The organism is Craterilacuibacter sinensis, assembly GCF_009831765.1.
GTDB lineage: Bacteria > Pseudomonadota > Gammaproteobacteria > Burkholderiales > Chromobacteriaceae > Craterilacuibacter > Craterilacuibacter sinensis.
The window spans coordinates 234145-254450 of sequence record NZ_WSSB01000002.1 but is presented as its reverse complement, the minus strand read 5'-3'; the positions used below and the strand labels follow the sequence as shown (position 1 = coordinate 254450).

At 60.2% G+C, this 20306-nt stretch carries 23 protein-coding genes; 3 read left to right on the top strand and 20 right to left on the bottom strand.

From position 1 onward, the window contains the following. Positions 1–17: 17 nt before the first annotated feature. From hisA to GQF02_RS03705, 12 genes are all read right to left on the bottom strand, one after another. The gene (gene hisA / locus GQF02_RS03760) at positions 18–758 is read right to left on the bottom strand and encodes a 1-(5-phosphoribosyl)-5-[(5-phosphoribosylamino)methylideneamino]imidazole-4-carboxamide isomerase (RefSeq protein ID WP_124735103.1); all 741 of its coding nucleotides are present in this window, start codon (positions 756–758) and stop codon (positions 18–20) included. A 21-nt stretch (positions 759–779) separates the two neighbouring features. Next, entirely contained in the window at positions 780–1421 is a 642-nt protein-coding gene (gene hisH, locus GQF02_RS03755) for an imidazole glycerol phosphate synthase subunit HisH (RefSeq protein WP_124735102.1), read from the bottom strand. Beyond that, positions 1418–2011: an imidazoleglycerol-phosphate dehydratase HisB gene (gene hisB / locus GQF02_RS03750; protein WP_160794935.1), complete on the bottom strand. Its 594-nt coding sequence runs from the start codon at positions 2009–2011 to the stop codon at positions 1418–1420. The genes hisH and hisB overlap by 4 nt, the downstream gene beginning before the upstream one ends. 3 nt (positions 2012–2014) lie before the next feature. Beyond that, positions 2015–3085: a histidinol-phosphate transaminase gene (hisC, locus tag GQF02_RS03745; RefSeq protein ID WP_160794933.1), complete on the bottom strand. Its 1071-nt coding sequence runs from the start codon at positions 3083–3085 to the stop codon at positions 2015–2017. A gap of 84 nt (positions 3086–3169) precedes the next feature. Continuing rightward, positions 3170–4468, bottom strand: a complete 1299-nt coding sequence (gene hisD / locus GQF02_RS03740) for a histidinol dehydrogenase (protein WP_124735099.1) — start codon at positions 4466–4468, stop codon at positions 3170–3172. 9 nt (positions 4469–4477) lie between these two features. Continuing rightward, a complete protein-coding gene (hisG, locus tag GQF02_RS03735; protein ID WP_124735098.1) occupies positions 4478–5119 on the bottom strand; it encodes an ATP phosphoribosyltransferase in 642 nt (213 codons plus the stop codon). A gap of 21 nt (positions 5120–5140) precedes the next feature. Next, a complete protein-coding gene (locus GQF02_RS03730) occupies positions 5141–5902 on the bottom strand; it encodes a flagellar brake protein (RefSeq protein ID WP_328698588.1) in 762 nt (253 codons plus the stop codon). Between the two features lie 41 nt (positions 5903–5943). After that, a complete protein-coding gene (locus GQF02_RS03725) occupies positions 5944–6522 on the bottom strand; it encodes an SCO family protein (protein ID WP_160794931.1) in 579 nt (192 codons plus the stop codon). Beyond that, positions 6522–7421 carry a heme o synthase gene (cyoE, locus tag GQF02_RS03720; protein ID WP_124735096.1) on the bottom strand — a complete coding sequence of 300 codons (900 nt, stop codon included), beginning with the start codon at positions 7419–7421 and terminating at the stop codon, positions 6522–6524. Before cyoE ends, GQF02_RS03725 begins: the two co-directional genes overlap by 1 nt. Continuing rightward, positions 7418–8461 carry a COX15/CtaA family protein gene (locus tag GQF02_RS03715; RefSeq protein ID WP_220789312.1) on the bottom strand — a complete coding sequence of 348 codons (1044 nt, stop codon included), beginning with the start codon at positions 8459–8461 and terminating at the stop codon, positions 7418–7420. The genes cyoE and GQF02_RS03715 overlap by 4 nt, the downstream gene beginning before the upstream one ends. Before the next feature lie 40 nt (positions 8462–8501). Continuing rightward, positions 8502–8987, bottom strand: coding sequence for a hypothetical protein (locus GQF02_RS03710; protein ID WP_160794929.1), 486 nt, complete (start codon positions 8985–8987; stop codon positions 8502–8504). After that, on the bottom strand, positions 8984–9658 hold the full coding sequence (locus GQF02_RS03705; protein ID WP_235930043.1) for an SURF1 family cytochrome oxidase biogenesis protein: 675 nt from the start codon (positions 9656–9658) through the stop codon (positions 8984–8986). Before GQF02_RS03705 ends, GQF02_RS03710 begins: the two co-directional genes overlap by 4 nt. A 25-nt stretch (positions 9659–9683) precedes the next feature. On the opposite strand from GQF02_RS03705, the gene GQF02_RS03700 reads away from it, so the two are divergent. After that, the gene (locus GQF02_RS03700; RefSeq protein ID WP_160794925.1) at positions 9684–9875 is read left to right on the top strand and encodes a twin transmembrane helix small protein; all 192 of its coding nucleotides are present in this window, start codon (positions 9684–9686) and stop codon (positions 9873–9875) included. A 16-nt stretch (positions 9876–9891) separates the two neighbouring features. Here the strand turns inward: GQF02_RS03700 and GQF02_RS03695 are convergent, their stop codons facing one another. Genes GQF02_RS03695 through coxB form a run of 5 tightly spaced genes read right to left on the bottom strand, consistent with a single transcriptional unit; the run spans position 9892 to position 14255 of the window. Then, a complete protein-coding gene (locus tag GQF02_RS03695) occupies positions 9892–10776 on the bottom strand; it encodes a cytochrome c oxidase subunit 3 (protein WP_124735092.1) in 885 nt (294 codons plus the stop codon). Position 10777: 1 nt separating this feature from the next. Then, entirely contained in the window at positions 10778–10966 is a 189-nt protein-coding gene (locus GQF02_RS03690; protein WP_160794923.1) for a DUF2970 domain-containing protein, read from the bottom strand. Then, positions 10963–11490, bottom strand: coding sequence for a cytochrome c oxidase assembly protein (locus tag GQF02_RS03685; RefSeq protein WP_160794921.1), 528 nt, complete (start codon positions 11488–11490; stop codon positions 10963–10965). The genes GQF02_RS03690 and GQF02_RS03685 overlap by 4 nt, the downstream gene beginning before the upstream one ends. An 11-nt stretch (positions 11491–11501) precedes the next feature. Further along, entirely contained in the window at positions 11502–13133 is a 1632-nt protein-coding gene (gene ctaD / locus GQF02_RS03680) for a cytochrome c oxidase subunit I (protein ID WP_160794919.1), read from the bottom strand. 9 nt (positions 13134–13142) lie between these two features. Then, positions 13143–14255, bottom strand: a complete 1113-nt coding sequence (coxB, locus tag GQF02_RS03675; RefSeq protein WP_160794917.1) for a cytochrome c oxidase subunit II — start codon at positions 14253–14255, stop codon at positions 13143–13145. Positions 14256–14455: 200 nt separating this feature from the next. On the opposite strand from coxB, the gene GQF02_RS03670 reads away from it, so the two are divergent. Further along, positions 14456–14773 (top strand): hypothetical protein, encoded by a 318-nt coding sequence (locus GQF02_RS03670; protein WP_124735087.1) that lies wholly within the window; start codon positions 14456–14458, stop codon positions 14771–14773. A 62-nt stretch (positions 14774–14835) separates the two neighbouring features. On the opposite strand, the gene GQF02_RS03665 is transcribed toward GQF02_RS03670, so the two are convergent. The 3 genes from GQF02_RS03665 to GQF02_RS03655 form a co-directional block, all read right to left on the bottom strand. Next, positions 14836–16134, bottom strand: coding sequence for an anaerobic C4-dicarboxylate transporter (locus GQF02_RS03665; protein WP_160794915.1), 1299 nt, complete (start codon positions 16132–16134; stop codon positions 14836–14838). Between the two features lie 194 nt (positions 16135–16328). Beyond that, the gene (locus GQF02_RS03660; RefSeq protein ID WP_124735085.1) at positions 16329–16904 is read right to left on the bottom strand and encodes a xanthine phosphoribosyltransferase; all 576 of its coding nucleotides are present in this window, start codon (positions 16902–16904) and stop codon (positions 16329–16331) included. Between the two features lie 350 nt (positions 16905–17254). Further along, complete coding sequence (locus tag GQF02_RS03655) at positions 17255–19048, bottom strand: 2-isopropylmalate synthase (protein WP_124735084.1); 1794 nt, start codon at positions 19046–19048, stop codon at positions 17255–17257. A 233-nt stretch (positions 19049–19281) separates the two neighbouring features. Between GQF02_RS03655 and asd the strand changes: the two genes are divergently transcribed. After that, positions 19282–20121, top strand: coding sequence for an archaetidylserine decarboxylase (gene asd, locus GQF02_RS03650; protein WP_160794913.1), 840 nt, complete (start codon positions 19282–19284; stop codon positions 20119–20121). Positions 20122–20306 lie beyond the last annotated feature (185 nt).

Here is a 20306-nt window from a genome sequence, read left to right as displayed (position 1 = left end):
GAGTCCAGGATCCCGCTTTAAGCTGTCAACTCGTCTGCCAGCGCTTGCGCCTCGGCAAAATCGATGCTGCCTTCGTAGATGGCACGACCGGTGATGGCACCTTCGATACCCTCGGCCTGTACCGCGCACAGGGCACGGACATCATCCAGATTGGTCAGGCCACCCGAAGCGATGACCGGTACGGTGAGTGCCTGTGCCAGCTTGACGGTCGCGTCGACATTGACGCCATTCATCATGCCGTCGCGGCCGATATCGGTGTAGATCACCGACACCACGCCATAGTCTTCAAAACGCTTGGCCAGATCGATCACCTTGTGCGGCGTCACCTTGGCCCAGCCATCGATCGCGACCATGCCGTCCTTGGCATCCAGACCGACAATGACGTGGCCGGGGAAGGCATCACAGGCATCGTGCAGGAAGCCCGGGTTCTTCACCGCAGCGGTACCGATAATCACATACTTCAGGCCCATATCGAGATAAGCCTCGATGGTGTCCAGATCGCGGATGCCGCCACCCAGTTGCACCACCATGTCCTTGCCGACCGCCCCCAGAATGTCGCGGATGATGCCGCGATTCTTGGGCTTGCCGGCAAAAGCACCGTTGAGGTCAACCAGATGCAGGCGCTCGGCGCCCTGATCGCGCCAGTGCAGCGCGACCTTGACCGGGTCGTCGGAAAACACGGTCGCGTCGTCCATCACGCCCTGCTTCAGGCGTACGCATTGGCCGTCTTTAAGATCGATAGCGGGTATCAGCAACATGATGCATTCATCTACAGAAGGTTAAACACAGCCATCCCAGGCAAGGAAATTCTTCATCATCTGAAGCCCTGCGCGGTGGCTCTTTTCGGTGTGGAACTGCGTGGCAAAAATATTGTTACGCCCGACGATACAGGAAAACCGTTCGGGATACTCGCTCTGGGCCAGGCTCAGAGCGCTGTCGTCAGGCGCGAAATGGTAGCTGTGGACAAAATAAAAGCGCTCGCCGTCTTCGATGCCGGCAAACAGCGGGTGCGGCCGGGTCTGAAACACGCGGTTCCAGCCCATATGCGGCACTTTCAGGCGCTCGCCGTGCGCATCGTGCAAGTCATGGCCAAAGCGCAGGACATTGCCGGGGAAAATGCCCAGCCCGGCGGTGTCACCCTCGGCGCTGTGTTCGAACAAGAGCTGGGCACCGACGCAAATGCCGAAAAACGGCTTGCTGCGCGTGGTTTCCAGCACCGCCTCGGCCAGGCCGTGGGCGCGCAGTTCGCGCATGCAGTCCGGCATCGCGCCCTGGCCGGGAAACACGACCTTGTCGGCTTTGACCACACGGTCCGGATCGGAGGTCAAAAAGACTTCGGTGCCGCTGTCGCTGACGACCTGCACCGATTTCAACACCGAGTGCAAATTGCCCATGCCGTAATCGATAATGGCGACCTTCATGCCGTCAACGTCCCCTTGGTCGAGGGCATCTGCCCGGCCATGCGCTCGTCGAACTCGACCGCCATGCGCAGTGCACGGCCAAAGGCCTTGAACACGGTCTCGGCCTGATGGTGGCTGTTGATCCCGCGCAGATTGTCGATATGCAGCGTCACCATGCTGTGGTTGACGAAGCCGTGGAAAAACTCGGAAAACAGATCGACGTCAAAACTGCCGATGGACGCGCGGGTGAATTCGATGTTGTACACCAGGCCCGGACGGCCGGACAAATCGATCACTACCCGGCTCAGCGCCTCGTCCAGCGGCACATAAGCATGACCATAGCGGCGTATGCCCTTCTTGTCGCCGATGGCTCGGGCAAAGGCCTGACCCAGCGTAATGCCCAGATCTTCCACCGTGTGATGGGCATCGATATGCAAGTCACCGACTGCATGGATATCAAGGTCGATCAGACCATGGCGCGCGATCTGGTCCAGCATATGGTCAAGAAAAGGCACGCCGGTATCGAAGCGGCCGATGCCGCTGCCGTCAAGATTCAGCGAGACGGTGATCTGCGTTTCGGAAGTATTGCGGGTAACAGTCGCGGTACGCATGGTTCAGCTCAGGATGTCGTAAAGGGCGGCCAGCAGCGCATCGTTCTCTTGCGGGCTGCCGACGGTAAAGCGCAGGCAGTCCTGCAGCAGCGGATGGGCGCCATCCAGTTTCTTGATCAGTATCTTGTTCGCCTTGAGCGCATCGAATACGGCCAAAGCCCCCGGCAGGCGGCAGGTGATGAAGTTGGCCTCGCTGGCAAACACCGTCATCTGCGGCAAGGCGGCAAGCGCAGCCGCCAGACGCGTACGCTCGGCGCGCAGGATGTGCGCCTGTTCATCGAATAGCGGCAGATGATCAAGCGCGAAATGTGCGGCTTCCTGCGTCAGCACATTGATATTGTAGGGCGGGCGCACCTTGTCGATTTCAGCCAGCCATGCGGGATGACCGGCAGCGTAACCCAGGCGGATGCCGGCCAGGCCCACTTTGGATACGGTGCGCAATACCAGCAGATTCGGCACGGTGCCGGCCTGCGCCATAAAGCTGTCGTCGGCAAAAGCCTGATAGGCTTCGTCGACCACCACCAGACCCGGCGCCGCCGCAATAATGGCCTCGACCGCAGCGCGCGGATAGCGGTTGCCGGTCGGATTATTGGGGTAAGAGATAAACACCACTGCCGGCTGATGCTCTGCAATGGCCGCCAGCATCGCGTCCAGATTCAGGCTGAAGTCGGCATTCAAGGGCACGCCGACATAGTCCATGCCGGACAGGATGGCGTTCATGCGGTACATCACGAACGAAGGCTCAAGCGCCAGCAGTTTGGCACCCGGGCGGGCCAGCGTCTGCGTAATCAGGGTAATCAGCTCGTCCGAACCATTGCCCAGCAAGACCTCGGACGGGTCGGGGATGCCAAACGCAGCCTTAAGCCGTGGCTTGAGGCCGGCACCGGCCGGGTCGGGATAGCGGTTGATGGCAACACGGCCAAGGCGTGCACCCAGTTCATCCTGCAAGGCCGGCGGCAAAGGAAACGGGTTTTCCATCGCATCCAGCTTCACCATACCGCTTGCATCCGCGACATGATAAGCCTGCAGCGCAGCAATTTCCGGCCTGATCCATTGTTGTACTGACAATTTCATCTCGATCTTGAGTTTCGACCCGTCATCGCTGAACGGGCCTTGTTATGTCCATATCGTATCGCGATATGACATAGAGCGCGAGTGCTACGCCTTGCTCTCCATCCTCATCTCAGCCGCGCGCGCATGGGCGGTGAGCCCCTCGCCATGGGCCAGCACGCTGGCAATCTGCCCCAGTTGCTGCGCACCCGCACGCGACACCCGGATCAGGCTGCTGCGTTTCTGGAAATCGTAGACACCCAAGGGGCTGGCAAAACGTGCGGTGCGACTGGTCGGCAAGACATGGTTGGGGCCGGCGCAATAATCGCCCAGGCTCTCGGAGGTGAAGCGCCCCATAAAGATCGCGCCGGCGTGCTTGAGCGCCGGCAGCCAGGCTTCAGGCTCGGCCACCGACAATTCCAGATGCTCGGGGGCGATATAGTTGGCGATGCGGCAGGCCTCGGCCAGATCCGCCACCTGGATCAGCGCGCCACGGTTGCTCAGGCTGGCTTCGATAATGGCGCGCCTTGGCATCATAGGCAGCAGCTTCGCTATGCTGGCTTCGACCGCCGCGATATAGGCCGCGTCCGGGCACAACAAAATGGCCTGGGCGATCTCGTCGTGTTCGGCCTGGCTAAAGAGGTCCATGGCGATCCAGTCAGGATCGGTTGTGCCATCGCAGATCACCAGAATCTCGGAGGGACCTGCCACCATATCGATGCCGACCACGCCGAATACGCGGCGCTTGGCGGCGGCGACATAGGCATTGCCCGGGCCGGTAATCTTGTCGACCTGGGTGATGGTTTCGGTGCCGTAAGCCAGCGCGGCGACAGCCTGAGCGCCCCCTACGGTAAACACCTGATCGACGCCGGCGATAAAAGCCGCCGCCAGCACCAGATCATTTTTTTCACCGGCCGGCGTCGGCACCACCATCAGGATTTCACCGACACCGGCCACCTTGGCCGGCAAGGCATTCATCAGCACCGAGCTCGGATAGCAGGCCTTGCCGCCGGGCACATAAATGCCGACCCGGTCCAGCGCGCTCACCTGCTGTCCCAGCAGCGTGCCGTCTTCGTCTTCATAGCTCCACGACTGCGCCCGCTGCTTTTCGTGGTAGCGCGTCACTCTCGCCGCCGCTGCGGTGAGGGCCTCGCGCTGTGCATCCGGCAGACGCAAAAAAGCCGCTTCCAGCTCGGCGCGCGTCAGAGTCAGTTCGGCCATGGACGTAGCCTGCATGCGGTCGAAACGATTGGTGTATTCGACCAGCGCCGCATCGCCACGGGTTTTGACATCCTCGCAGATGGCGGCAACACGGGCGTCGACCTCGGGGTCCTGCGCGGTCTCGAAGGCCAGCAGTGCGGCCAGCTTGGCTGCAAAGCCAGACTCGGTACTATTCAGTTTTTGCATGCGTCCCCCTCAGGCCGGTACGGCCGATGCAAACGCATCCAGCACCGGCTGTATGGTCGAATATTTCAGCTTGAGCGCCGCCTGATTCACCACCAGCCGCGAGCTGATGTCGAGGATGTGCTCGACCGCAAGCAGATTATTGGCTTTCAGCGTATTGCCGGTCGAGACCAGATCGACGATGGCGTCAGCCAGCCCGACCAGAGGGGCCAGTTCCATTGAACCGTACAGCTTGATAATGTCGACGTGCACGCCCTTGCGCGCAAAGTGCTCGCGTGCGATTTGCGGATACTTGGTGGCAATCTTGAGACGTGCGCCGTGCTTGACCGCAGCCTCGTAGTCGAAGTCGTTCGACACCGCGACCATCATTTTGCAGCGCGCAATATTCAAGTCCAGCGGCTGATACAGACCATCGCCCCCGTGCTCGATCAGCACATCGCGCCCGGCAATGCCCAGATCCGCGGCTCCGTACTGCACATAGGTCGGCACATCGGAAGCGCGCACGATCACCAGCTTGACATGTTCGTGGTTGGTGTCGATCACCAGCTTGCGCGACGACTCGGGATCCTCGGCAGGCACAATGCCGGCCGCCGCCAACAAGGGCAGGGTTTCTTCGAAAATACGTCCCTTGGACAGGGCAATGGTCAGTTTCATGATCGTTACTTCTAATAAGAATCAGAGTGACAAGGCGCGGCGCTCGCGTTCCAGCGTGGCGATATAGCGCTGCACCAGGTTTTCGCGCGCCGAAGTCATATTCAGGAACTGGCAGCCAACACGGGTAACTTCTACATCGTTACGCTGCAGCTGGGTCTGGCTATAACGCACCTCGAATGCCACATCCAGCACGCCAAAGGGCTTAAGCTCGATATGGCAATCGCGGTAAGCATCACCGACGGCAAAACCGGCCAGACCAGACTGCGGCAGCAATAAGGCCATGCCTCCCAGGCTGATATCGGACAGGGCAAGTTCCAGTGCGGCACCAGGGTAGTCGCCAATACGGCATAACAAGGGATTGACCCGCGGTGTCTGGATGCGGAAACACTCGCGGCGCTGCAATTTAACGACCGCATCAGGCAGATCGGCCGCCAGCGCCGCGCGACCCTCATGCTCGATACTGAGCACCGGGCCCAGCACACATTGGGTCTTCACGCCTTCGGGGGCACAGACAAACACATTGCGCTCGCTGGCCAGCAACTGGCGGTTGGCCTCTTCGTTGCCCCCCCAGTCGAACACCAGACGGCCGGCATCCAGATCGACATCCAGCAAACGGGTCAGTACAAAAGTCTTGCCGTGGTTGGCAAACAAAGTCGCCATCGCACCGGACAAGGCGATCGTTTTCAGATGGTGGGCAATTTCCAGCCGGGTCGTAAGGGTAAATTGAGCCAGATCCAGCGAACCGGGTTCACGGGGCACATTATTGGGAGAATCTGTACTCACTGGGCTTATCCTGATACATACATGACATCAATCGGCACAGTCTACCGCAACAGCTCCCGAATATCATGAACTAGCGCAGCCGATGGCGTGCCATATGCCTGATACAGCCGCAAGTTGCCCGCACCATCGAACAGATAAGAGCCGGCGCTATGGTCCAGCGTATAGCCGCCACCTTCTGTCGCCACCTTTTGTGCCACCACCTTGAATTGGGTCGCGACCCGATCGACCTGCGCCTGGCTACCGGTCAGGCCGATAAAACGCCGGTCAAAATGCGGCACATAAGCGGCCAGTACTGCCGGGGTATCGCGTGCGGGATCCAGCGACACAAACAAGACCTGCACCCGGTCCGCCTGCGGCCCCAGCGCCTTCATGGCCTGCGCATACTCCAGCAAGGTGGTCGGACAGACATCCGGACAATGGGTGTAACCGAAAAACAGCGCCACCGCCTTGCCGCGAAAATCCGCCAGCGACACGGTCTTTCCCTGCTGGTCCGTCAGGGTGAAATTGCCGCCAAAAGCAACACCGCTGATATCGCTGCCCTTGAATTGAGGCGCGGCTGGCTGCGGCGTACACGCCATCAAAGCCAGCAGACAACAACAGAACAGCACGCGGCGCAGCATCAGGACAGGGGTATCCGCCAGTAGTGATCAAACATCAGCGCCGCAAACAGCCAGGTCAGATACCAGATCGACCCGCGAAACATGCGCCTAGCAAGTTCATCAGCATACTTGTGATGCAGACGGGCGGCAAGCCCGATGAAATAAGCATTCAGCCCCAGCGCCGCCAGCAGATACAGCAGACCGCTCGCCCCCAGCGCCACCGGCAATAGCGAAATGGCGGCCAGCAAGATGCTGTACAGCAGCATGGTCAAGGTGGTGAAGCGCTCGCCGTGGGTGAGCGGCAGCATGGGCAGGCCGGCGCTGCGGTACTCCTCGCGCCGGTATAGCGCCAGCGCCCAGAAGTGCGGCGGCGTCCAGGCATAGATGATCAGAAACAGCACCATGGCCATCGCGCTGACTTCACCCGTCACCGCAGCCCAGCCAAGCAGCGGCGGCATGGCGCCACTGGCGCCGCCGATCACGATATTCTGCGGCGTATTGGGCTTGAGCAGCAGGGTATAGATGATGGCGTAACCGACAAAAGTCGCCAGCGTCAGCCACGCCGTCAGCGCATTCACAAACGCCACCAGCAAGGCCATGCCGAAACCGCCGGCCGTCAATGCCACGACCAGTGTCAGCGCCACGCCCGCATCGCCGCGAGCCGTGGCACGACTGGCCGTGCGGCGCATGCGCGCGTCCAGGCCACGCTCAACCAGACAATTAATCATCGCCGCCGCCCCGGCCACCAGCGCAATGCCCAGCGTTGCCGGCACCATCAGCGCCATGTCGGGCACGCCGGGGCTCGCCAGCAGCATGCCGATCACGGCGCAGAACACAATCAGCAACACCACGCGCGGCTTGGCCAGACGCCAGAGCTGGCGGGCGGAAGGGCGGACAGGGTTCAGGATTTGTGTCGTCATGCTTGCTCTCCGGACAGTCGGGCAAAACGGCGCGCGCGCACGGCAACGGCGGCAGATAGTGGCGAAGTGAAGCGCAGCGCCAGCATCAAGGCGCAGGCCAGCAACAACATGGCGCCGGCGTTATGCGCTACGGCCAGCGCCAGGGGCAGACCCAGCAAGACATTGGCCACGCCAAGAGCAATTTGCAGCAACCACAGCAGCAATAAAACGCGGCGCTGTCCCTGCCAGTCAGCCTGATGACGTCCGCACCACACCAGCAACAGCAACAAGGCCGACACCAGTCCCGCGCCTACGCGGTGTACCCAGTGGATGGCGACCAGATGGCCGAACGACAGCAAGCCACCATCGGGGGCCATGCCCAGCTCGCGCGTCAGATGAAAAGCGTGATCAAAACGCATTTCAGCCGGCTGCCACTGCCCGTTGCACTGCGGAAAGCCCTGACAGGCCAGTGCGGCATAATTGGACGAGACCCAGCCCCCCAGCAGGATTTGCGCGATCAGCGCCACGACCAGCGCCCATGCCAAAATCCGCTGCCACAACGCCACCCCATGCGGCGGCAAAAAGCGCTGGCTGGCCAGCGTCGCCAGCATGGCCACAATCAGCATGCCGCCGATCAGATGCAAGGACACGATCACCGGCTTGAGCAGCAAGGTTACCGTCCACATGCCAAGCAAACCCTGCACCACCACGGCCAGCAGCAAGAGCGTGCTGATCATGCGGCTGGAAAGCGACAGCCGGCGCCGCCAGGCGGTAATACATAAGAGCAGAATGACCCCGCCCAGGCCTGCTGCCAGATAGCGGTGTATCATTTCCTTCCACGCCTTGGCCATGCTGACCGGCCCGTATGGGTCTGCGCTGTGAATGTCGACAATCACGTCCCGCGCATGGGCCGGCGACAGCTGGCCATAACAACCCGGCCAGTCCGGACATCCCAGCCCGGCATCAGACAGGCGTACAAAAGCGCCCAAGGGCACCACGACGCAGGCAATCAGCAGAGCCAGCATCAGCAAGTGATGGATGCTGCGCGGTAATGGTTTCATGCTTCCCCTCTCCCGATATTAATGTGCCGCCAGCGCCTGCTCAGCCCAGGCCGTTATTGGTTTTCATGACCTTGGCCACTTCACGGATGATGCGGGTCGGCTCCGCTCCCGGCGGATAATTGAGCACCTGATTGCCCAAGGGGTCGACCAGCGTAAGGCCGGGCAGCAAGGCCGGCTCGTGCCCGATCAGCGTCGTTACCTGACTGGTATCAACCGGCGAGAAGACATCAAACAGCGTCAAGGACACCAGCCGCTCGCCTGCCTCGCCCTGCGCCAGTTGAATCTGGCCGAGATTGAAACGCTGGCGAGTGCATTCGGCATCACAGGGCGCACGCGCGGCATTGAGCAGCACCCACTTGCCCTTGGGCCAACTAGCTTGCCGGCTGACCGCCAGTGTCTGCGTGGCCAACAATGTGCCGTAGCTCTTGCCGCCGTCAGGCGGGGCGGCAAAATAAGTCAGCGTGGACGCCAATACCGGAGCCACACACACGCCCAGAATCAGCCACAACTTGCTACGCGCTTTCATTGCACTTCCTCCATCGCCAGCGTATGCGATCGCCTGCCGGGTTTAAGCAAACGCCAGGCCGACGCCAGTAACAACAAGCCCAGCAACAGCCATTGCAAGGCATAGGCAAAATGGCGCTGCGGGTCGAATGCCGGCTTGAATGGCGAAGCCAGCAGACCGGCCAGCGGGACTTCCAGCACCACCATGCCGGCACGCAGGCTTGCGCCATAACGGGACTCCAGCACCTCGCGCGAAGGCGCATCGACCACGCCTTTGTGCCCCAGGCGCGCACCGGACAGGGTCAGCAGCTGTGGCCATGGCTGCCAGCGGCCATGGCCGCTCAAGCGATGCGGCAGCACGGGCAAGCGGCCATCGGGCGCAATGCGTCCTGCATCCACCATCACCATGCTGCCATCGCTCAGGCTCAGCGGCAGCCATACGCGGTAATCCGGGCGTCCGCCCAAACCCGTGCCCTGCCATAGCAAAACATCGCCCACCACCCTTCCCTCGACCCGGACCCGGCGCCTATCCGGTGCGGCCACCCGATCCGCCGTCGTCATGGCCTGCGGCGACTGCAAGGCCGCCGCTTCGACGGCAGCCAGCTCGGCACTGCGTGTAACACCGCGCTGCCACTGCCACAGGCTGAGCACAAACGGCAGCAGACAGCAGCCGATAATGACACTAGTCTTCAAAGACAGACTCTTGAGCGCAAACCTCATGAAAATCCTTATCGTCCTTGCCTTGCTGGCCATCCTGCTTGCGCTGTTTTCCGCGCTCTTTGGCCTGCTGCGTCCTGACGCTGACCGTACACGTACGGTGCGCGCCCTCACCTTGCGCATTGCGCTATCCATCGGCCTGTTTCTGCTGCTGATAGCCTCGCGTCTGTCAGGCGGGTGGGGAAGCCATTAACCCTCCCCCTCTCTACTCACAACCAATACACAAAGACAAACAGCAGCAGCCACACCACATCGACAAAGTGCCAGTACCAGGCGGCAGCTTCGAAGGCAAAGTGGTTGTGCTCGCTGAAATGGCCGCGCAACACGCGCACCCAGATCACCGCCAGAATCAGCGTCCCGACCAGAACATGCATGCCGTGAAAGCCGGTCATCATGTAAAAGGTCATGCCGTAGGCTCCGGAGGCGAAGGACAGCCCCAGCTCGCTCAGGGCATGGTGGTATTCATAGGCTTGCAGGCTGAGAAACAGCATGCCCAACAACACGGTGATGCCCAGCCCCCAGGCCAGCTGGCTACGTTTGCCTTCGATCATGCCCCAGTGCGCCCAGGTCAGCGTGCCGCCCGAACTCAACAAAATGGCGGTATTGATGGCCGGCAGTCCCCATGCGCCCATGGCCTGGTAAACGGCATCGATGCCGGGCGCGGTCTGCAAAGGCCAGGCCGGATTGAAATCGGGCCATAGCAATTTGTGCGTCTCATCCCCCAGTTCGGGCAGCGCAATCACACGCACGTAGTAGAGCGCGCCGAAGAAGGCAGCAAAAAACATGACTTCGGAAAAGATGAACCAGCCCATGCCCCAGCGGAACGACATGTCTTCGCGCGCGCGATAGCTGCCGGCACGGCTCTCGCGTATCACATCGCGAAACCAGCCCACCAGCATCCACACCAGGATGGCAACCCCGGCGCCCAGCGACAGCGGCCCCAGCAACATGCCGTTCAGCGCAAAGGCCGCCCCCAGTCCGATGCAGAACAAGGCCACCGCGCCGACCAGCGGCCAGCGCGATGGCGGAGGAACAAAATAGCGTGTCTGCTGCGCGGCCGATTCTTCGCCTGCCGCTGTGCCATGTCCTTGCATATCAGCCTCCCGCGCCATGTGTCACCCGGCGCACAACCCACAGTAAAAATACGATCAGCAGCAGTGCCAGCAACAAGGCGGCGGCAATGATTTCGTACGGCTTCAAGCGCCGGTCAGACTCGGCCGCCTGCCTTTTTCTCACCCCGCCAAAGGCCGACAGCACCGCCAGCAGCGCCGCCCACAGTCTCATGACGCCACCTTGCCCGGCACATCGAACACGGTGTAGGCCAGCGTCAACTCGCTCAGCTCGGCCGGCAATTCACGCGACACCACGAACACCACCGGAAAGCGCCGCGTCTCGCCCGGCGCAAAAGCCTGTTCCTTGAAGCAAAAACAGTCGAGCTTATGCACATAAGGCCCGGCGGCGGCCGGCAGATAACGCGGAATGGCCTGGCCGACCACACGCCGGTTGCTGGCATTGGTGATTTCGTAGTCGACGCGGACAAACTCGCCGGTACGCGCCATCATGCTGCGCACCAAGGGCTTGACCTGCCACGGCAAGCCGGCCTGAACATTGGCATCGAATACCAGCTTGACCGGCACGCCCGGCGCGATGCTGCTGCCGGCAGCCGGGGCCGCATCGGCCTTGACCACGCGGTTGATGCCGGTTACCTCGCAGATCACCCGGTACATGGGAATCAGCGCCCAGGCAAAGCCGAACATCAGGCAGGCAATCAGCAACAGCTTTTTCAGCAGGATGCGGTTGTCGCGCATGGCTCTCACCCTCAATGGTGCTCGCCGCCCTTCATCTCAAGAATCACGCCGTTGTCGCCCACCTCCAGCTGCGGCGCGACCACAAAGCTGTGATACGGCGCCGGCGTGGCGATCGCCCACTCCAGCGTATTGGCGCCTTCCCATGGCTTTTGCGGTGCAGGCTGACCATGGCGGATGGAGCGCACCATGTTGTAGAAAAAGATCAGCTGGCCAAAACCGAACATAAAGGCGCCGACGCTGGCGATGGCGTTAAAGTCGGTGAACTGCAAGGCGTAATCGGGAATGCGGCGCGGCATGCCCGCCAGACCCAGAAAGTGCATGGGGAAAAAGGTGATGTTGAACCACACCAGCGACCACCAGAAATGCAGCTGGCCCAGCTTCTCCGAATACATCTTGCCGGTCATCTTGGGAAACCAGTAATAAACAGCGGAGAACAGGCTGAACAGGGCGCCGGCCACCAGTACATAGTGGAAATGCGCCACCACGTAATAGGTGTCCTGCAACTGGATATCGACCGCCGCCACCGACAGGATCACACCGGACAGGCCACCTATGGTGAACAGCATCACGAAACCGATGGCAAACAGCATGGGCGTCTCGAAGGTCATCGCCCCTTCCCACATGGTGGCCACCCAGTTGAATACCTTCACCCCGGTCGGCACCGCAATCAGCATGGTCGCGTACATAAAGAACAGCTGGGCAGTGGCCGGCATGCCGGTGGTAAACATATGGTGTGCCCACACCATAAAGCTGAGGATGGCGATGCTGGAGGTGGCATACACCATCGAGGTATAGCCGAACAGCGGCTTGCGGGCGAAAGTCGGAATCACCTGGCTGACGATGCCGAATGCCGGCAAGGCCATGATGTAGACCTCGGGATGGCCGAAGAACCAGAAGATATGCTGGTACATCACCGGGTCGCCGCCGCCGGCGGCATTGAAAAAGTGGGTGCCAAAGTGGCGGTCGGTCAGCACCATGGTTACCACGCCGGCCAGCACCGGCATCACCGCGATGATCAGATAAGCAGTAATCAGGCTGGCCCAGGCAAACATCGGCATCTTCATCAGCGTCATGCCCGGCGCGCGCAGATTAAGCACCGTCACCACGATATTGATCGCCCCCATGATCGAACTCACCCCGAGGATGTGGATGGCGAAGATGGTCAGGTCGGTACCCATGCCGCCCTGGGTGGACAAGGGTGCGTACAGCGTCCAGCCGGCAGCGGCCGCGCCGCCGGGTACCCAGAACGAAATCATCAGCAAGAGCGCCGCCGGTGGCAGCAGCCAGAAGCTCCAGTTGTTCATGCGCGCAAACGCCATGTCCGGCGCGCCTATCATCAAGGGCAGCATCCAGTTGGCGAGGCCGGTGAACGCCGGCATGATGGCGCCGAACACCATCACCAGACCGTGCAGGGTGGTGAGCTGATTGAATAGCTCGGGCTGCCAGAACTGCAGCCCCGGGCTGAACAGCTCGGCGCGTATGCCCAGTGCCATCACTCCGCCGGAGATGAACATGGCGAAGGAAAACCACAGATACAGCGTGCCGATATCCTTGTGGTTGGTGGCGAACAGCCAGCGGGCGAGGCCGCGCGGTTTGTCATGCTGGATATGGGAGGCGACCTGGGTGCCATCGGCGATATTCATACTGCCTCCTTAAACCTTGCCGCCGCGCGCGGCCTTGATATCTTTGGGCTGAACCGCATCGCCGGTATTATTCCCCCAGGCATTGCGCTCGTAGCTGATGACCGCCGCGATCTCGGTATCGGACAACTGCTTGCCCCAGGCTGCCATCGCCGCATTTTTCTTGCTGCCGTTCAGCACCATATCGATATGGCCGGGCTTGTCGGTGGTGGCGATCTTGGAGCCGGCCAGTGCCGGGAAGGTACCGGGCACACCAGCACCATTGGCCATATGGCAGGCAACGCAATTTTGCAGGTAGACCTTCTCGCCGCGCGCCATCAGCTCCGGCAAGGTCCAGACCTTGTTCGGATCTTCCGCCTTGGCCGCGGCCGCTACTTTTTTCGCCGCCAGCCACTGCTGATAGTCTTCCGGGCTGCGCGCATCGACCACAATAGGCATGAAGCCATGGTCCTTGCCGCATAGCTCGGCACACTGGCCGCGATAAACGCCAGGCTTGTCTACCTTGAACCAGGTATCGCGCACATAGCCCGGAATCGCATCCTGCTTCACCCCCAGTGCCGGCACCCACCATGAGTGGATCACATCATTGGCGGTCAGCAGCAGCCTGACCTTCTTGCCGGTCGGCACCACCAGGGGCTCGTCGACTTCCAGCAAATACGGCCCGCCGGCGGTCTTGAGCGTACCGTCGCGCGGCGTAGTCAGATGGCTCATAAAAGCCACGCCATCATCCAGATAGTCGTACTGCCATTTCCACTGATAGCCGGTTACCTTGACCGTCATGTCTTCGCCGCGCGTGCTTTTTTGCGCCAGAATGGCTTGCGTGGCCGGCCATGCCATACCGACCAGAATCAGCAACGGAATGGCGGTCCAGATAATCTCGACCGTGGTGTTTTCGTGGAATTGCTTGGCACTGCGCCCCGCTGACTTGCGGTGGCGGATGATGGCGTAAAACATCACGCTAAAGACGATGACGACGATGGCAACCGTGATATACAGCAGCAGCGTATGCAGATCGTAAATACTGCGCGCCACGCTGGTCACCGGCGGCTGCAAGTTCAGCTCGGCCGCCAGCACCACGCCCGGCGACAGCGCAGACACGATCAAGGCTAGGCGCAATGGCAGCATGATGTCCCCTCAGCATAAACCCCGGCCCAGTCAGGCCTAATGGATGCAAACACAACCTTTAAAATGACGGTTGATTCACTGATGCTAGGACAGAATCCGGTGTGTGCAAGAATTACCGATGCTGCATTGCGCTTAACATAAAATGAAACGGTAGCCGCTCCGTCCAGGGGTGGCCCATTCATCCTGCCATGGAGTACAAAATGAAAAAAACCTCCCGCCTGACCAGCCTGCTGCTGGTGACCCTGCTGCTCTCCGCCTGCCAGACCATGATGGCGCCGACCGTGCGCAATAATGTCGCCGCCTACGGCGCGCAATGGTTTGCCAATGCAGGTCACCCGCTGGCCGGCCCGCTGGCTTGCGAGAACGCAGGCAATACCAATACGCTGGTTTGTCAGGGCACCACCGCCAGCGGTAAAGCCGCCACCATGAGCGGCGTCATTCCCTCGGCCGAAAATGCCGGTGCACCCTTCATCGGTACCGTCGGCGGCAACCGCGTGTTTACCGCCAATATGCCCTGAGCGCCGGCCATAGACGCAAAAAAGGCACCGCATCGGTGCCTTTTTGTTTGCGGGGCCGTCGCTTACAGCACCAGTCCACCCAGCAAAAAGCCGAACAATACCGACAAGCCGATAGCCAGCACACCCGGAATAATAAACGGATGGTTGAATACGGCCTTGCCGATACGGGTCGAGCCGGTTTCATCCATTTCCACCGCCGCCAGAAGCGTAGGGTAAGTCGGCAGCACAAACAGCGCCGACACCGCCGCGAACGAGGCAATCACCGTCAGCGGGCTTACGCCCAGCAACAGGGCGGCAGGCAGCAAGGCCTTGGCGGTGGCGGCTTGCGAATAAAGCAGCATGGATGCAAAGAACAGCACCACAGCCAGCATCCACGGGTAGCGGTCGAGCAAGGTACTGGCGGTTTCCTTGATGCCGTCGATATGAGCAGCAACAAAAGTGTCACCCAACCAGGCCACACCCATCACGCAGACACAGGCCGACATCCCGGACTTGAAGGTTGCCGCATTGAGCACCTTGCCGGTATCAACCTTGCACAGCAGGGTAATTACGGTTGCAGCCGACAACATGATCGCCATAATCGCATCGTTACGCGGCATCACCGGTTTTTCGATCAGGCCCACGGTCGGCGAAATAGCCGTTGCATACAGCATCACCGCAACAATGGCGATCAGAAACAGGCCGACCGACAACTTGGCGTGCGGCAGGATTTCCAGCTTCTGCTCGCCGCGTATCGTCACCTGCCCCTTGGCCAGACGCTCCTGATAGACCGGGTCATCCTTGAGTTCGCAACCCAGACGATTGGCCACCACCGAGGTCAGCAACACGGCGGCCAGCGAAGTCGGTATCGTGATCGCCAGCAACTGCAAATACCCCACGCCCAGCGGCTCGAGAATGCCGGAGACAAATATCACCGCCGCCGAAATGGGTGAGGCAGTAATCGCAATCTGCGAGGACACCACCGAAATGGACAATGGGCGCGACGGCCGTATGCCCTGCTCTTTCGCCACTTCGGCAATCACCGGCAAGGTGGAAAAGGCGGTATGGCCGGTACCGGCCATCAGCGTCATAAAGTAGGTCACCATAGGCGCAAGATAGGTGATGTACTTCGGATGCTTGCGCAGCAGCTTTTCCGCCTGTCCCACCAGATAATCCATCCCGCCGGCGACCTGCATGGCCGCAATGGCGGCAATCACCGACATAATGATCAGGATCACATCCCACGGGATGTTCCCCGGCGCAACGCCCAGCACGGCCAGGGCCACCACCCCCAGCCCACCGGCAAAACCGATGCCTATCCCACCCAGCCTGGCGCCCAGAAAGATGGCACCCAGCACGATTGCTAATTCTAGCCCTATCATTATTGACTTTCCTTCATCACAAATAGAAACCGCTCGCATCCAATAAGCGAATTGCTCGCCATCCTATGGTAATAGCCGGATTTTTTTTTGATTTAGCGCAGACAAGTAATGCTTTACGCATCAAAAACACAGGAAAAAGTAAAATGGGCCTGCCGCAGCAGCGACAGGCCCATCTCAAGCGCACAGAAAGAGACTCAGGCAAATGCGATCTTGCCATCCGCAATGCTGCTCAAAATAGCCAGCGACTCGACCCGCGACACGCCCGCTTCTTCGATCAGTTTGCGCCCGCTCTGGAAGCCCTTCTCGATCACGATGCCTACGCCAACCACCTCGCCCTGAGCCTGACGCACGATATCGATCAGACCGCAGGCGGCATGCCCGTTGGCCAGAAAATCATCCAGCACCAGCACTTTCTCGCCCGGCACGAGATAACGACGCGAGACACGCACGCGATAAGTCTTCTGCTTGGTAAACGAGTAGACATCACTCTCGTAGGCATCCTGATCCAGCGTCAGGCTCTCGGTCTTTTTGGCAAACACCACCGGCACATTGCCGAAATGACGTGCGGCCATCACTGCGACCGCAATCCCAGAGGCTTCAACCGTCAGGATCTTGTCAATCTTAACCCCGGCAAAGCGGCGGGCAAACTCGGCGCCCATCGCATCCAGCAAAGCCACATCCAGCTGGTGATTAAGGAAATTGTCGACCTTGAGTACATAACCGTCGAGCAGACGGCCATCGCTGAGGATTTTATCTTTGAGTAGCTGCATGGTGTGGAGGAGGCGGGTGCATGAAAATGCGCGCCATTCTAACACCCCTGCGCCTTCTCATGGCAGTTCCATTAAAAGCAAACAGGCATATGCACATGATATTCAGCCCGATGATGTTGCCGACGCGACGAAGCCGACCTCCTGGGTCGGCTTGTCTTGCGTCCGCGCCTTATGAGCCGGTGTGCTTGTAGGGCGGCCTTGTGGGCCTGGGGTTTCAATCAAAAGGGTGTAATGAAACCTTGTGGTTTGCCGCGCTAAACACCGTGTTATCCGAACTTGCAACGGGACGGAAATGGTCTGGAACCACACGGTGCCTGGCAACGGCGTACCGGATTAAAAAATGAGCAGGGTCAAACGTCTCCTTGTGCCTTCAGACGCTCGTCCTTGTGCGACAGCTTGTTCAGTGCCGACAGATAGGCTTTGGCGCTGGCAACGATAATGTCGGTATCTGCGCCCTGGCCATTGACGATGCGCCCTTCCTTCTCCAGACGCACAGTCACTTCGCCCTGCGACTCGGTACCCTTGGTGATGGCATTGACCGAATACAGCTCAAGCTCCGCCCCGCTGTTCACCACGCTCTCGATCGCCTTGAAGGCGGCATCGACCGGGCCGGAACCACTGGACTCGGCACGCTGCTCGGCGCCATGCTGGGCAAACACGATGGATGCCAGCGGCGGCTCGCCGGTTTCGGTCGCCACTTTCAGCGAAACGAATTTGTAGTCTTCCTGCTCGATGGCAACCAGCTCATCCGATACCAGTGCATGCAGGTCTTCGTCGAAAATCTCGCGCTTTTTGTCGGCCAGTTCCTTAAAGCGGGTGAAGGCGGCATTCAGCGCTTCTTCGCTATCGATAATGATGCCCAGCGCCGCCAGCTTGGTCTTGAAGGCATTGCGTCCGGACAACTTGCCCAGCGTCAGGCGGTTGGCGCTCCAGCCGACCGACTCGGCCGACATGATTTCATAGGTTTCACGATGCTTGAGCACGCCATCCTGATGGATGCCGGACTCGTGAGCGAAGGCATTGGCACCGACAATGGCCTTGTTCGGCTGCACCGGATAGCCGGTGATGGTCGACACCAGGCGCGAGGCCGGCACGATCTGGCTGGTATCGATACGGGTCTCCAGATTAAAGACATCACGCCGCGTCTTGACCGCCATGACGATTTCTTCCAGCGCGGCATTGCCGGCGCGCTCGCCCAGACCATTGATGGTGCACTCGACCTGACGCGCCCCACCCAGCACCGCTGCCAGGCTGTTGGCCACGGCCATGCCCAGATCGTTGTGGCAATGTGCCGACCATACGACACGCTGGCCACCGACCGTGGCACCGATCAGATCGCGGAAAAATGCTTCGGTCACGCGCGGTACGGCATAGCCCACGGTATCGGGCACATTGATGGTGGACGCACCCGCCGCAATGACCTCGCCGAAGATGTGTGCAAGAAAAGTCGGATCGGAGCGCAGCGCATCTTCGGCCGAGAATTCGACGTCATCGGTATATTCGCGTGCCAGCTTCACTGCCTTCACCGCCGCCTCGATCACCTCATCCGGCTGCATGCGCAGCTTCTTTTCCATATGGATGGGGCTGGTGGCGATAAAAGTGTGGATGCGGCCACGCGCGGCCGGGGCAATCGCCTCGCCGGCTGCGCGGATGTCGCGCTCGTTGGCACGCGCCAGCGAGCACACGGTCGACTCGCGAATGGCTTCGGCGATGCTGCGGATGGATTCGGCATCCCCTGCACTGGCCGCTGCAAAGCCGGCCTCGATGACATCGACGCCCAGACGCTCGAGCTGGCGTGCAATGCGCAGCTTTTCTTCGCGGGTCATGGATGCACCCGGCGACTGCTCGCCATCACGCAAGGTGGTATCAAAAACGATCAAACGGTCGCCCATATCGAATGCTCTCCTCTGTCCGCCAGTCAGCCTCACGCCGACCAGATAGTCGCTGTAGTCAAATCTCCTGCCCTGGCTTGCTGCCAGTTGCGCCAGCTTGTTCAGTTGCGCCAGCGGCAAACTGCCCCGCTCGCGCCACTTATAGATTGCGGCCCGCGACACCGGTTCATCCGGAAAAGCCAGACTCAAGGCCTCGGCGATAACTCCGGGACCGCCAAAATCGGCGATCAATCGTTCGATGTCCAACTGCATTGCGCTCTCCTGCTGACTGTTTGTCATAGATTAGAAAAAAAAAGACACAACGTCAAACAATATGCCAAAGAATTTTAAATTATCGCGAAAAATCGTGTCTAATACGCAGCCTTAGACATTTAGTCCGATTTTGTGTCTTTTTTATGCAAGCGAACTGTCCGGAAAGCCATGCCAGGCACCCCGGACAAGCAGATAGGATATAATTCATTCCTTTTGACTTTCGGGGATTGCCCTTGTCCGAGCGCCTATTCGTGCTGCTGCAGCATGTACTACCCAAGCTGGCCATCACCCGCCTGTCCGGTTTTATTGCCAGAAGCCAAGCAGGCAGCCTGACCCAGAAGCTGATCCGCGACTTTATCACTCGCTATCAGGTCAATATGGCCGAGGCGGCACAGCCGGACCCTGCCGCCTATCCAAGCTTTAACGAATTCTTTACCCGTGCGCTCAAGCCCGGTGTACGCCCGCTGGCCGATAGCACACTCATCTGTCCGGTTGATGGCGCAATCAGCCAGTTTGGCCGCATCGAATCCGGCCAGATCTTCCAGGCCAAGGGCAAGTCTTACAGCGCCACCGCCTTGCTCGCCGGCGACACCACACTGGCCAGGCGCTTCGAGCATGGCCAGTTCGCCACCATCTATCTGAGCCCGCGCGACTACCACCGCATCCATATGCCGTGCGATGGCCGTCTGCTGTCCATGAGCTATGTGCCGGGCGAGTTGTTCTCGGTCAACCCGGCCACCGCCCGCGGCGTCGATGCGCTGTTCGCCCGCAACGAGCGTGTGGTATGCGTATTCGACGGCCCCGAAGGCGAATTCGTACTGGTACTGGTCGGTGCCACCATCGTCGGCAGCATGGCCACCGTATGGCATGGCGTGGTCAATCCGCCACGCAGCAAGGACGTGCGCCACTGGGACTACCGGGATCAGGATATCCGCCTGAAAAAAGGCGAGGAAATGGGCCGCTTCCTGCTGGGATCGACCGTGGTGCTGCTATTCCCTGAAGGCCAGTGTGCGTTCAAACCCGAATGGGCGCCGGCCAAGGCGGTGCGCATGGGCGAGGCGATGGCGGATTAAGCCTGCCGCCAGACGCAAAAAAGCCGGGAAAACATCCCGGCTTCCAGACTGCTGGCAAAGTCATCTTCAAAAGAAGATTCCGGACCCGGCGTAGCCGGGCCGCTCCACTTAAGTATTTGAACCGGCAGCCTTCCTGTTTTCAATACAGATCCTGCTTGCACTGCAAGCAGGATCTGTCATCAATC

What these genes read in the sequence shown, in the direction of transcription:
- hisA (WP_124735103.1), bottom strand. Translation starts at nt 758, where the DNA reads ATGTTGCTGATACCCGCTATCGATCTTAAAGACGGCCAATGCGTACGC.
- hisH (WP_124735102.1), bottom strand. Translation starts at nt 1,421, where the DNA reads ATGAAGGTCGCCATTATCGATTACGGCATGGGCAATTTGCACTCGGTG.
- hisB (WP_160794935.1), bottom strand. Translation starts at nt 2,011, where the DNA reads ATGCGTACCGCGACTGTTACCCGCAATACTTCCGAAACGCAGATCACC.
- hisC (WP_160794933.1), bottom strand. Translation starts at nt 3,085, where the DNA reads ATGAAATTGTCAGTACAACAATGGATCAGGCCGGAAATTGCTGCGCTG.
- hisD (WP_124735099.1), bottom strand. Translation starts at nt 4,468, where the DNA reads ATGCAAAAACTGAATAGTACCGAGTCTGGCTTTGCAGCCAAGCTGGCC.
- hisG (WP_124735098.1), bottom strand. Translation starts at nt 5,119, where the DNA reads ATGAAACTGACCATTGCCCTGTCCAAGGGACGTATTTTCGAAGAAACC.
- GQF02_RS03725 (WP_160794931.1), bottom strand. Translation starts at nt 6,522, where the DNA reads ATGCTGCGCCGCGTGCTGTTCTGTTGTTGTCTGCTGGCTTTGATGGCG.
- cyoE (WP_124735096.1), bottom strand. Translation starts at nt 7,421, where the DNA reads ATGACGACACAAATCCTGAACCCTGTCCGCCCTTCCGCCCGCCAGCTC.
- GQF02_RS03715 (WP_220789312.1), bottom strand. Translation starts at nt 8,461, where the DNA reads ATGAAACCATTACCGCGCAGCATCCATCACTTGCTGATGCTGGCTCTG.
- GQF02_RS03710 (WP_160794929.1), bottom strand. Translation starts at nt 8,987, where the DNA reads ATGAAAGCGCGTAGCAAGTTGTGGCTGATTCTGGGCGTGTGTGTGGCT.
- GQF02_RS03700 (WP_160794925.1), top strand. Translation starts at nt 9,684, where the DNA reads ATGAAAATCCTTATCGTCCTTGCCTTGCTGGCCATCCTGCTTGCGCTG.
- GQF02_RS03695 (WP_124735092.1), bottom strand. Translation starts at nt 10,776, where the DNA reads ATGCAAGGACATGGCACAGCGGCAGGCGAAGAATCGGCCGCGCAGCAG.
- GQF02_RS03690 (WP_160794923.1), bottom strand. Translation starts at nt 10,966, where the DNA reads ATGAGACTGTGGGCGGCGCTGCTGGCGGTGCTGTCGGCCTTTGGCGGG.
- GQF02_RS03685 (WP_160794921.1), bottom strand. Translation starts at nt 11,490, where the DNA reads ATGCGCGACAACCGCATCCTGCTGAAAAAGCTGTTGCTGATTGCCTGC.
- ctaD (WP_160794919.1), bottom strand. Translation starts at nt 13,133, where the DNA reads ATGAATATCGCCGATGGCACCCAGGTCGCCTCCCATATCCAGCATGAC.
- coxB (WP_160794917.1), bottom strand. Translation starts at nt 14,255, where the DNA reads ATGCTGCCATTGCGCCTAGCCTTGATCGTGTCTGCGCTGTCGCCGGGC.
- GQF02_RS03670 (WP_124735087.1), top strand. Translation starts at nt 14,456, where the DNA reads ATGAAAAAAACCTCCCGCCTGACCAGCCTGCTGCTGGTGACCCTGCTG.
- GQF02_RS03665 (WP_160794915.1), bottom strand. Translation starts at nt 16,134, where the DNA reads ATGATAGGGCTAGAATTAGCAATCGTGCTGGGTGCCATCTTTCTGGGC.
- GQF02_RS03660 (WP_124735085.1), bottom strand. Translation starts at nt 16,904, where the DNA reads ATGCAGCTACTCAAAGATAAAATCCTCAGCGATGGCCGTCTGCTCGAC.
- GQF02_RS03655 (WP_124735084.1), bottom strand. Translation starts at nt 19,048, where the DNA reads ATGCAGTTGGACATCGAACGATTGATCGCCGATTTTGGCGGTCCCGGA.